This is a genomic window from Pseudomonas beijingensis, from assembly GCF_030687295.1.
GTDB classification, from domain to species: domain Bacteria; phylum Pseudomonadota; class Gammaproteobacteria; order Pseudomonadales; family Pseudomonadaceae; genus Aquipseudomonas; species Aquipseudomonas beijingensis.
In genome coordinates, this window is record NZ_CP117425.1 from 1,178,551 (window position 1) to 1,190,070 (window position 11,520).

At 61.8% G+C, this 11,520-nt stretch carries 7 protein-coding genes and 1 pseudogene; 2 read left to right on the forward strand and 6 right to left on the reverse strand.

Annotated features, from left to right (window positions below):
* Positions 1-68: 68 nt before the first annotated feature.
* The 5 genes and pseudogenes from PSH84_RS05580 to PSH84_RS05610 form a co-directional block, all read right to left on the reverse strand.
* Entirely contained in the window at positions 69-533 is a 465-nt protein-coding gene (locus PSH84_RS05580) for an SRPBCC family protein (protein WP_305482387.1), read from the reverse strand.
* Between the two features lie 32 nt (positions 534-565).
* Positions 566-4,103, reverse strand: a pseudogene (locus PSH84_RS28745) (non-ribosomal peptide synthetase).
* Between the two features lie 10 nt (positions 4,104-4,113).
* Entirely contained in the window at positions 4,114-5,046 is a 933-nt protein-coding gene (locus PSH84_RS05600) for a diiron oxygenase (RefSeq protein ID WP_122566724.1), read from the reverse strand.
* Positions 5,043-5,819, reverse strand: coding sequence for a DUF3050 domain-containing protein (locus PSH84_RS05605; RefSeq protein ID WP_122566723.1), 777 nt, complete (start codon positions 5,817-5,819; stop codon positions 5,043-5,045). The genes PSH84_RS05600 and PSH84_RS05605 overlap by 4 nt, the downstream gene beginning before the upstream one ends.
* Before the next feature lie 684 nt (positions 5,820-6,503).
* Positions 6,504-7,196, reverse strand: coding sequence for a GntR family transcriptional regulator (locus PSH84_RS05610; protein ID WP_305482390.1), 693 nt, complete (start codon positions 7,194-7,196; stop codon positions 6,504-6,506).
* A gap of 271 nt (positions 7,197-7,467) precedes the next feature.
* Here PSH84_RS05610 and lapG point away from each other — a divergent pair, with 271 nt between their 5' ends.
* On the forward strand, positions 7,468-8,091 hold the full coding sequence (gene lapG / locus PSH84_RS05615) for a cysteine protease LapG (RefSeq protein ID WP_436278757.1): 624 nt from the start codon (positions 7,468-7,470) through the stop codon (positions 8,089-8,091).
* A 14-nt stretch (positions 8,092-8,105) separates the two neighbouring features.
* A complete protein-coding gene (gene lapD / locus PSH84_RS05620) occupies positions 8,106-10,052 on the forward strand; it encodes a cyclic di-GMP receptor LapD (RefSeq protein ID WP_305482391.1) in 1,947 nt (648 codons plus the stop codon).
* A 961-nt stretch (positions 10,053-11,013) separates the two neighbouring features.
* On the opposite strand, the gene PSH84_RS05625 is transcribed toward lapD, so the two are convergent.
* Positions 11,014-11,352, reverse strand: a complete 339-nt coding sequence (locus PSH84_RS05625; protein WP_003196545.1) for a hypothetical protein — start codon at positions 11,350-11,352, stop codon at positions 11,014-11,016.
* Between the last annotated feature and the right edge of the window lie 168 nt (positions 11,353-11,520).

An 11,520-nucleotide genomic window follows, 5' to 3' on the forward strand; every position in this document is an offset into this window, starting at 1 on the left:
CCAGTCAAATTACTGCAAACTGATCCACCGCTTTCGCGAGCAAGCCCGCTCCCACAGGGCATTGCCGCTTACTTGAACATCCCCTGCACATTCCCCATCGCCTCATCGGCGAAGCCCTGGAGGAAATCCCTGAAGCCCAATGGCGTATGGGCGTCGGTGTGGTCGGCGATGATGGTCCAGGTGGCGCGGCAGCGATTGTCCGCCAGGGGTTCGACGCGCATGGCTGCCCACAGGTTGTCGATGCCCAGGGTGTTGTAGATCAGCGTCCAGGTCATGTGCATGGCCTGGTCGTCACGGCTGTTGAGCTGTTCCACCACCAGGTTCTGCCCATCGCGGAAGAATTTCTTGCGCAGGGACCTCACGCCCTTGCCGGTCATTTCGATGTGCTCCAGTGCCGGGATGAATTGATCGAAGCCGCCAAAATTACCCACGATGTTCCAGACGCGTGCCGCATCAGCCGCGACCTCCACCGAGGTTTCGACCTGGCAGGCGTGGGGGTTCTTGATCAGGGTGTCGGGTTGAAATGCACTCATGGTCTTGCTCCTTGCTTTGGGTTGAGGGTGTTTCAGATGAAGTCGATGGCCTTGAGGTAATCGGCGCCGCGCCGCGCCGCAGCAGGGCCGGGGATTTTTCCGGGTAGCTGGCGCCCATCTGCCGCACGCCGGCGCGGGCGTTGTCGTGGCTGATCAGCGAGATGTCGCCGATGTCTTCCTCGAAGCCGTTGAGGTAGAAACCCAGCACGCCAAACAACGCATTGTCGGCATCGACCCGAGCCAGTTGCCGTTGCCACTCGGCGACGCTCACCAGGGAAAACTCCCGGCCGCTGTCGCGGAACGACGCCACATAAGCGTCCCAGCTCAACGGCTGCGGGTTGTGCAGGTTGAACACCGCTTGGGTGGGCTGGTAGCGGCTGGCGTGGAAGGCGATAAAGCGGGCCAGGAAATCCACCGGCATCAGGTCGAAATTGAGGGACAGGTCCGGCACCTGGCCGAGCTGGATCGAGCCCTTGAGCATCAGCATCAGCCGATTTTTATGGGGCTGGCAGACCCCGGTCAGGCTGTTGAAGCTGATGTTGCCGGGGCGGAACAGATTGACCCAAACCCCGCGATCACGGGCCCGTTGCAGGATCCGTTCGCCGACCCATTTGGACAGGTTGTAGCCGTTCTTGATGTAGATCGGCGGCGTCTCGGCGGCAGGCTGTTCCAGCACCTGGCCATCGGCATCCAGGGCACTGGAGGCGGACAACGTGGAGACGAAGTTGAAGATTTTCTTGCTACGTCCTTCACACAGGCGCAGGCACTCGAAAATCGGCTCCACGTTATCCCGCGCCAGGGACTCGTAGTCGAGCACATGGTTGACGTGGGCCGCGTTGTGCACCAGCGCGCCGAAGGTGCGGTCGATGCGGGCGTAGACATCGTCGGGCAAACCCAATTGCGGTTGGGTGATGTCGGCGGCATAGACGCTGACGCGGTCCAGGTCCAGGTGGGTCAGGTGATTGTCCCGCAGGGCCTGGGAGAAACGCTCGGCCGCGCTGTGCTCAGCGCTGGCGCGCACCAGGCACGCGACTTCGGTGGCGCCCCAGGCCAGCAGCGCCTCGACGATGTGCACGCCGAGAAAGCTGTTGGCGCCGGTCACCAGCACCTTGTGCACATCGCCGCATTGGCTGATGGGCAGCGGATCAAGGTTGAGCTCCGCCTCGGCATCGATGAAGGCCTGGGGGCTGAGGACCGATGCGCCGCTGTGCTCCGGGTCGTCGAGCAACTTCGCCAAGGTCATCAGCGTCGGCGCCTCGATGAAGCGGTTGATCGACAGGCTGCGGCCGAATGTCTGGCGGATGCTCAGCAACAGTCGCGACAGCAGGATCGAGTGCCCGCCGAGGTTGAAGAAGCTTTCGTCGGTGGCGATATCGTTGACCGGCAGTTCAAGCAGCTCGGCCCACAGTTGCTGCAGCTGTGTCTCCAGGGCATTTTGCGGCTGCCGGCGTTGGTCGTCCACGTGCACCTGCACCGCCATGGCGAGCAATGCCCGGCGATCGACCTTGCCGTTGCTGGTGTAGGGCAGGCTGGGCAATTCGACGTAGGCCGTCGGGTGCATGTAGCTGGGCAAGCTGTTTTGCACGTGCTCGCGCAACGCCTGGAGGGCGGCGCCGGGGTGCGTTTGTTCGGGGTGAACCAGGAACGCCAGGATCCGCCGCCGTTCATCGACTCCCACCGCTACCTGGCGAAACAACTGGCTATCGCGCAGGCAGTGCTCGATCTCCTCGGGCTCGACCCGAAAACCGCGGATCTTCACCTGGTTATCGCGGCGGCCACACAGTTCGATGCCGCTGTCGGTCCACTGGCCGATGTCGCCGGTGCGATAGGCCCGCAGCGTTTGCCCGGTGGGCAGCGTCAGGTCGAGGTAACGCGTCGCGGTCAGCGTGGGGTCGTTCAGATAGCCCAGGCCGACGCCCGGGCCGGCGATGTATAACTCGCCGGGGACACCTTGGGGCACCCGGTTGCAACTGTTCGTCCAGGATCAGCACCCGGCCATTGGCGATGGGCACGCCGAGGTTGCGGTTGTTGTCGCCGACGCCGAATTGCCGCGTAGTCGCCAGCACCGTAGTTTCAGTCGGGCCGTAGATGTTGTGGAACCGGCATTGCGGCGCGAGCTGTTCGATCACGAACGGCTCGCAGACATCGCCCCCGGTGATCAGGTGCGCCAGGCCCAGCGGTGCATCCAGGGGCATGACGCTCAGCAGCGCAGGCGGCAGAAAGGCGTGGCTGACGTGCTGCTGGTGAATCAGCGCCACCAGTTGCTGCGGATCACGGCGTTGGTCTTCGCTGGGCACCACCAGCAAGGCGCCGTGGATGAAGGTCGGCAGGATATCCAGCAGCGAAGCGTCAAAGTTGATGGTGGAAAACTGCAACGCCCGGCTGTCGCGCCGCAGCCCGACGTAGTCGCCGTACCAGGCACAGAAATGGCTGAGGTTGCGATGGCTGAGCAACACGCCTTTGGGCTGGCCGGTGGTGCCGGAGGTGTAGATCGCCACGGCCGGTTCGTCGCCGTCCAGCGTACGACGGATCAGCGAAGCCGGGATGCCGGGCTTGGGCGCTGGCAGTTGGTGGACATTCAGCGTTGGCACCGAGAGGTCGCCGAGGTCGCTGTCGCCGTCGTGCAGCAACAGGTCCGCCTGGGCATTTTCCAGGATAAAGCGCCGACGTTGCGCCGGGTGCTGCGGGTCCAGCGGCAGGTACACCGCCCCGCAACCCAGCACCGCCAGGATCGCCGCGTACAGGTGTGCGGACTTGGGCAGGCACACACCGATCACCTTGTGGGAGGAAGGCCTGTGGGAGGAAGGCTTGCCCCCGATGAACGATGACGCGGTTTGTTTGAGAGCATCGGTGTCTTCATCGCGGGCAAGCCTTGCTCCCACAGGTTCTCCAACAGCTCCTTTCCCATGTTCTGCTCGGTGCAGTATTTCCAGCATCGGTTGCTGCAACCTCAGCGCCAGGCGGCGCAAGGATTTGTAGTCGATCAATTGCCCATCGACCCACAGGGCGGGTTGCGTCGCGTCATCGAGCAGACGCTGTTCGATGCTGTGCATCACCGGTACGTCGGCGGCGGCCAGCAGCCAGGGCACCGGCGGCCGATTGAGGCCGTGCTCGAAAGCCAGTGGCTCCAGCGCATCGAGCCCGAGCTGGGGCTGGTCGATAGCGTCAGCGTGTAGTGTCGGCCAGTGATCGAAGCAGTTTTCGTCCCGGGAGAACTGGCTGACCAGCCGTGCGCCGGTTTCGACCACTGTTGCCAACGTACGCAGGCGCAAGGACTGACCATTGCCATCGCGTTTGCGGCGCGATCACGTCCTGGCACAACAGCCGCTGCGCGCCGTCGCGAAAGACCAGCACCGGTTGCGGCAATGCCTCGCCGGGCAGCGTGCGTAGCGCCACGCGGATCTGGAGGTATGAACGGGCTTCAATGGCTCGCGGTGTCGTCCCGTCGTCGATCAACAGGTCGACCGGCGATTGGAGGTCCACTACACCGTGGCCGTGCAGTTCCAGTTCCCGGGCCAGTTCGGTCATGGCCTGGCTGGTGCCAGGCACTGCAATGTCGAGGCGTCTCATCGAAAGGTCCTCATGGGGTCAGGTAATCAGCGAGGGCGTCGCGTACGCAGGGGGACGCGAGCATCGAGCTGCCGCGGAAAAAACGCGTGATATTGCCCACCAACGGGTGAAAACGATTGATCGGATACGCCAGCGCACTGGCGTCTTCACGCAGTGATTGGCGTACCGATTCGTCGACGGGCAGGTGCGCGATCAGCTCGAAATCGAACGCTTGCTGCAGGTCGCTCGCCAGGTACTGGGCGATGAAACCGGGCATCAGGCACGCGATCGCCGAGCGGTCCTCTTCGGGGGCGGTGCGCCAGTAGATCTGCACCAGTCGCGTCCAGAAACCGGAGTGCCGGCCCTCGTCGAGCAAGTGATCGGCCATCAGTCCCTTGATCGAGGCCTTGACCGAATCGTCCCGGGCGAAGGCGGCCACTTCGTTGGTCACGGTGTTCTCGGCAATGGCGATGCAGATCAGCTCCACGGCGCTGAGCAAATGCTCCGGCGCCTGGGCCAGGGTCGCCGGTATGGCGCGGCTGAGTTCGATCTGCCCAGGCAACGGGATGGGATCGATGCCGGTCATGTCGATGGTCTGTTGCATGAAGTCCATCGCCACCAGTGCGTGGTAATCCTCGTCCACCACCACGGTCATCGCGTCGTAGCGGCAGGCGAACGGGAATTCGATGCCGAAGCGGTTCTTGGCGATGCGCCGGGCGGTGTGGTCCACCAGTTCGGTCTCGAAAATCACCACGTCGTTGATGAACTTGTAGAGGCTTTGCACCAGCACAAAGTCGCGCAACTGCGGGCAGTGGCTGAGGAAGGTCTGGCTGTGCACCAGCGGCTGGCGGCTCATGGGGAAGATCAGTTTGTCGTCGTCTTCGACCCGGCGCCGTGGCCGGGTACGGATGGTGGCGCGGCTTTCCCAGGCGTCGGCGAAGGATTGGTATTCGACGGCGTTCATGGCGTCACCTGTGCAACCGGTTGGGCCATGCTCTGGCGCAGGCCGTCCCACAAGGCCGCGCGGCTGTGGACGGCGGCGAGCGCGGCGGCCAGGACCTCGGTTTCGCGCTGCGGGTCGCCATCGATCAGCCGCGCCAAGAGTTTTTCTGCCGCCGGCCCGTGGTCTTCGGAATCGACTTCGATGTGCCGTTGCAGGTAGTAACGAAAGGTCGGTGCCTGGTCCAGGCCAATGCCCCAGGCGTCGAGCATGCGCTGGAACATCTGCGGGATGACACTCTCGCGACCATGTACAAACGCGGCGGCCACGCTGTGGGCCGGGGCGTGCAAGGCGGTGTGCAGGGTCTGGCGGACGAACCGCGCCGCCGCCGGCTCGACTTCGACACTGTCCAGCGCGGTCTCTGGGCTGACGCCTTCCTGCTGCAGGGTGATGAACTGCTCGATTGCGCGGGTATCGGCGCCGATTTCCCGCATGGCGTCCAGGTACAGTTCGAAATGGCTGCAATAGCCGGCGCCAGGGCGGTCATCCGACTCCTCCCCCAGCACGATCTCATTGATCAAGCGGGCCGCGTGGGGATCGGCTGGCGGCAGCCAAGGCAACTGGACACAGGTGAGTTCGCGTTGCAGTCGCTTGGTCAGCGACATGAAGTCCCAGACGGCAAAGACATGGCTTTCCATAAAACGGCGTAACAGATCGATTGATGTAATCTCGGAAAAAACCGGGTGTTGACCAAGTTCCTGCTTTTTCAGAGATAGTTGTTCTTTGGATGGCTGCATTGGAACGTCCTCATCAATGATGTTTTGTCCGGAAGGCGGCTCGTTATTTAATTAGGGCGAGCGAGTGCCTGAACCGGAATCCATGAATTGCCAAAGTGGCTTAAGTATTCTCTTTTAATCGTTATGTCGGCTTCTTATGCCTGTATTTGCTGTGCTTGGTGCAAGTCGAAAGGGCCGCCAGTAACGCGGCGAATAAAAAATTAATACAGGTAACAAGTAGGCGGCAAGTGTTTTTTTAATTATTTAAAGTTGGCTTTTTATTGGGCGTGAAGAGGCTCTTTAAAACTTTTTATATAAGTTTTATTGGCGCGAAGAGGCTCCTTCCGATTTAGCGAGATCAGAATCGAATAGTTCGAGTGAATGCCTCACTCGGAGCACTTCAGGGATCGGGGAGTTAAGAAGTTTTATGTTATGGGCAGGACGTCGGTCGGACTTCCGATCATCCCGCCGGTTGGACGACGCTCCTTGCGTATTGGCTTCGATTCGTCTGGCCTTAGCCAGGCGTTGACTTCTTCAGGTCTGTTTTGAATCGACAAGCGCAAGAGTGAGCCCAAATCGATGGCAGTGCCATTGAACTGATGGGGCGACGAGTCGCGGCCACGGCGAGGCCGTGCCGCGCTGGCGGCAAGTGAATCGGAAGGATATGTAAGAAATTTTTACGCCGGACCGAGCGCCGACGTGAGATCAAGGCTTCGACGGCTGTTCCAGGTACCTGCGCATGGTGACAGAGGCTTTTTCCAGGTGCAGTTCCAGCAATACGATCGCTTTATCGATGTCTTTGGCCCGCGCGGCGTCGAGCAGCGCGCGATGATCGTCCTGGCTCAACTTGCCCAGTCCCATGGACGACAGATGAAAGCGCAGGAAGCGCTCTTCTTCATTGAGCTCGCGCTCGATCAGGTCCAGCAGCTTGCCGTTGGACGCCTTGTGATACAGCGACATGTGGAACAGCCGGTTGAGCTTGCCGATCTCGGCGTGATTGGTTTCCGTTTCCAGCTGTTCGATGTACTGGGCGGCCAGTGCCAGGTCGCTGTCATCGAGCAGCGGGATGGACAGGCGCAAGGCGAAAGACTCCAGGACCGAACGCAGGGCGTAGGTTTCTACCGCATTGTTGGTGATCAATGGCGCCACGACGGCGCCCTTGTGCTGAACCACATTGAGCAGCGACTGCGCTTCGAGCTGGCGCAACGCCTCGCGTACCGGCATGCGGCTCACGCCGAACAGGTCGGCCAGTTCCTGCTGGCGCAGGGCGGTCCCGCACGGCAGGCGTCCATCGAGGATGGCCTCGCGCAGAGATTCTTCAATGATCGAGCGTGCCTGGTCAGCGGGAATGGGACCGTTGATCTGGATAGTGCTGAGCGGTTTGGGCTTCTGTGTCACGACAACGCACCCTGATTGGTAGTAAAAATTGGATCCAGGCACACGGTAGTTACAGGTTGGTGAACCGTCAAAGTCTCTCGACCGGAGGTTCCTGAACTAAAGTTTAGTCTGCCTGCGGTGATTGCACCTTGCCATTGTCTTTTAGTGGGCCAGGCGTCACCATCCAACGAATTTCCAACGACCCTTATCGGACGTATTTCCCTTGGCTGCACCGTTCCCTGTCCTCAGGTCCTTGCGCTGGCTGTGTTCGGCATTGTTGCTGGCCGGCCTGATGCTGGGCGGTCTGCGGGCCGACTGGGACTTTGCGCAGATCAGCCGGCGGGCGCAAGCGTTATATGGCCCCTTGGGCGAAGGGCAGCAACGGATCGACGCGTGGCAGCAATTGCTGGCGACCCAGAAACAGATCCCGGAACTGGAACAGCTCAAGGTGGTGAACCTGTTTTTCAACAAACAGGTGCGCTACGTGGAAGATATCGACCTGTGGCGTGAAGTCGATTATTGGGAAACGCCGATCCAGGCTTTATGGAAGGGCGCCGGCGATTGCGAAGACTACGCCATCGCCAAGTATTTCAGCCTGCGCCATCTCGGGGTGTCCAGTGACAAGCTGCGCATCACCTACGTCAAGGCCTTGCGGCAGAACCGTGCGCACATGGTGCTCACCTATTACGCCACGCCCGAGGCGATGCCACTGGTACTCGACAGCCTGATCGACGGTATCCAGCCGGCCAGCCAGCGAACCGACTTGCTCCCGGTCTACTCTTTCAATGCCGAAGGGCTGTGGCTGCCGGGCGCCAAGGGCAACAAGAAAGTGGGTGACACCAAGCGCCTGTCCCGGTGGCAGGATGTGTTGAAAAAAATGCAGGCCGAAGGTTTCCCGGTCGAGACGACTAACTAGGAGCGCGCGCTCAGATGTCCTTGTTCAAACAGCTGTTGATCGCTATCTGTCTGTTCCTGGTGGTTGCCTTCAGCGGCAGCTTCATGGTCAGCCTGGAGAGCTCGCGGGCCCAGTACGTCAACCAGTTGCGCTCCCACGCCCAGGACGCGGCCACGGCGCTGGCGCTGTCGTTGACACCGAACATCGACGACCCGGCGATGGTGGAGTTGATGGTCAGCTCGATCTTCGACAGCGGCTACTACGCGACCATCCGCGTGGTCGACGTGGCCACCGACAAGACCCTGGTCGAGCGCACCGGCACGCCGGACGCCGGCAGCGTGCCGCAATGGTTCGTCAAGCTGATCGGCCTGGAACCGGCCGGTGGCGATGCCATCGTCAGCCGCGGCTGGGAGCAGGCGGCGCGGGTCGAGGTGATCAGCCACCCGATGTTCGCCCTCGCCAAGCTGTGGCAGAGCGCCTTGGGCAGCCTGGGCTGGCTGTTGCTGTGTGGCGCCGTGAGCGCGGTGCTGGGGGCCTTGCTGCTGCGTCGCCAGCTCAAGCCGCTGGATTACATGGTGCACCAATCCCATGCTATTGCCCGTCGTGAGTTCTTGAGCCTGCCGGAATTGCCGCGTACCCCTGAATTGCGTCGCGTGGTGCAGGCGATGAACCAGATGGTCGAGAAGCTCAAGGCGCTGTTCCAGGAGCAGGCCGAACGCAGCGAGAAACTGCGGGTCGAGTCCTACCAGGACAACCTCACGGGCCTGGCCAACCGGCGTTATTTCGAAATGCAGCTCAATGCCCGGGTGAGCAACCCGGAGCAGGCCAGCTCCGGTTATCTGCTGTTGTTGCGGGTCAAGGACCTGGCCGGGTTGAACCAGCGGCTGGGTGGGCAGCGCACCGACCAGTTGCTTAAGGCCGTGGGCGAGCAATTGCAGCGTGAATGTGCGCGGTATCCGGAAACCCTCAACCTGGTCACGCGTATTCGCGGCGGCGAGTTCGCGGTGCTGGCGCCCGGGCTGGTGCGCGGGGAAGCGCTGCAACTGGCGCAGAATCTTGAGGCTGCGTTGGCGAGCCTGCATGCCACCGGGGCGACGGATGTGGCGTCGGTGGCCTCCATCGGGCTGGCGCCGTTCGTCCATGGCGACTCGCCGCAAGCGGTGCTCCAGCTCGGCGACCAGGCCCTGGCCCAGGCCGAAAGCCAGGGCGAACCGGGGTGGGCCTCCCTGGACCACAGTGCCTCGGCCAGCGTCGGCGACGATCACCATGCCTGGCACAATTTGCTCGACCAGGCGTTGAGTCATCAGCGCTTCGAGTTGTACTTCCAGCCGGTGGTGGCTGCCCAGGACACCCAGGTGGTGCTGCATTACAAAGTGCTGTCGCGGTTGTTGGACGAGCAGGGCCAGACCATCCCCGCCGGGCGCTTCCTGCCTTGGTTGGAACGCTTTGGCTGGACCGCGCGCCTGGACCGCTTGATGCTCGAACAGGTACTCAAGCAAATGGCCGGGCATGAACAGTCCCTGGCGTTGAACCTGTCCTCGGCGACCTTGGCCGATCCGCAGGCGTTGAATAAGGTCTTTGAGATCCTGCGGGCGCATTCCAACCTTGGGCCGCGCTTGACCCTGGAGATTGGTGAAGAGCAACTGCCGGAGCAAGCGGTACTGGAGCAGTTGACTCGGCATCTGCGTGAGCTTGGTTTTTCCCTGAGCCTGCAGCGTTTTGGTGGGCGGTTCAGCATGATTGGCAACTTATCGCGGTTGGGGTTGGCTTATCTGAAGATCGATGGCAGTTATATCCGTGCCATTGATCAGGAGAGCGACAAGCGCTTGTTCATCGAGGCCATTCAGCGTGCGGCTCACAGTATTGATTTGCCGTTGATTGCTGAGCGGGTTGAGACGGAGGGGGAGCTGGCGGTGATTCGGGAGATGGGGTTGTTTGGGGTGCAGGGGCAGTTGGTTGGAGAGCCTCGGCGGTGGGGCTGAGGCTTTGTTGATGAGGCGGCCTGGTAGCCGGCCTGTGCTCTTGACCGAGTACATATCCATTGCTGCGGTAACGGCGGCTGGCGGTTTCGCCCTTACGGCGAGTCACTTTTGGCAAACGCCCCAAAAGTAACCAAAAGGTCTTGCCCCACCACTCGGCGCCTCGCCTAGGCTCGGTGTGCCCGAACGCAGGCATTGCTCCGTGGGCCCGCCGCGAAGGACCATCCATGGTCCAGCGCGGCTATCCCGGCATCCATGCCGGGATGCCCACTGCGCAATGCCTGCGTTCGGCCATCGTGGTTAACGGGGCCCCCAGATCAAAAGCCGAAGCGAGGCGGCCTTAGAGCCGACCTGGCTCTCCCGGCCGTACACCCTTCAGATCAGTGGGAGCAAAGCTTGCTCGCGAGGCGGCCTGACAGCCGACCTGTCTCTCCGGCCGTGCCCCGATCCAATTGTGGGAGCGAGCTTGCTCGCGATGGCGGAGGATCAGTTTGCGGTGATGTTGGATACCCACAAGGGGTTTGGGAACGGCACGGTCCTGTGGCGAGGGAGCAAGCTCCCTCGCCACAAAAGCTTCCCAGCCATCACGGCACAGATTGATCAACGCTAAACGCTGTGGGGGCGAGCCTGCTCGCGATAGCGGTGGTTCAGTCACATGGATGCTGGGCTTGCCGGCCTCATCGCGAGCAAGCTCGCTCCCACACTGGTTCTGTTTCGAACCGAAATACGGAGATCAACACCGATCAACTGTGGGAGCGAGCTTGCTCGCGATGGCGTCCGCCCAGACAACCCAAAACCCTGTGGCGAGGGAGCTTGCTCCCGCTCGGCTGCGCAGCAGTCGCAAAACCGGGCAATGGGGTCCATCTGGAGATATGCAGAGGCCTGCTTCGCAGGCCAGCGGGAGCAAGCTCCCTCGCCACAGGTGTTGTGTACTGCCTGGAATGGTGTCAGCCCGGGCGGTAGGCTAGATCAACCCCTTCTCATCATCATCGATCAATCGGCTTAACCCGCCCAATGCTTCCCGGGCCTGGGTGCGGTCCATCAGCTTGGCCTGGGCCGCCGGTGGCAGGTCGGTGACGCGGATGACGCCTTTGCTGGTCAGCACCTGGATCAAGTCATCGAGTACCCGGATCATCTCCAGGTCGCTCTGCTTGAGTTGCTTGAGGCTGTTTTCCACTGCCTGGTTGGCGAACCAGTCCTGGATCTCGTGGTTGTCGGCCGGCAAGGTCTCGGTGGCCTCGGCGTAAGCGGTGGCTTCTACGCGCACCAGCAGGCCTTGTGCATCGCGTTGCACATAAAACATCGGGCATCCCTCATGTATGAAGCGGCGTCATGCTGGGCAGCATAGGCCAAACTGCAGAGGAGTATGAACACTTATCCCGTGGCGAGGGAGCTTGCTCCCGCTGGGCTGCGAAGCAGCCCCAAAAAACAGGGCCGCTGCGCGTCTCAGTGGGAACAATCTCTGGCCACG

What these genes read in the sequence shown, in the direction of transcription:
- PSH84_RS05580 (WP_305482387.1), bottom strand. Translation starts at nt 533, where the DNA reads ATGAGTGCATTTCAACCCGACACCCTGATCAAGAACCCCCACGCCTGC.
- PSH84_RS05600 (WP_122566724.1), bottom strand. Translation starts at nt 5,046, where the DNA reads ATGAACGCCGTCGAATACCAATCCTTCGCCGACGCCTGGGAAAGCCGC.
- PSH84_RS05605 (WP_122566723.1), bottom strand. Translation starts at nt 5,819, where the DNA reads ATGCAGCCATCCAAAGAACAACTATCTCTGAAAAAGCAGGAACTTGGT.
- lapG (WP_436278757.1), top strand. Translation starts at nt 7,468, where the DNA reads ATGCTGGGCGGTCTGCGGGCCGACTGGGACTTTGCGCAGATCAGCCGG.
- lapD (WP_305482391.1), top strand. Translation starts at nt 8,106, where the DNA reads ATGTCCTTGTTCAAACAGCTGTTGATCGCTATCTGTCTGTTCCTGGTG.
- PSH84_RS05625 (WP_003196545.1), bottom strand. Translation starts at nt 11,352, where the DNA reads ATGTTTTATGTGCAACGCGATGCACAAGGCCTGCTGGTGCGCGTAGAA.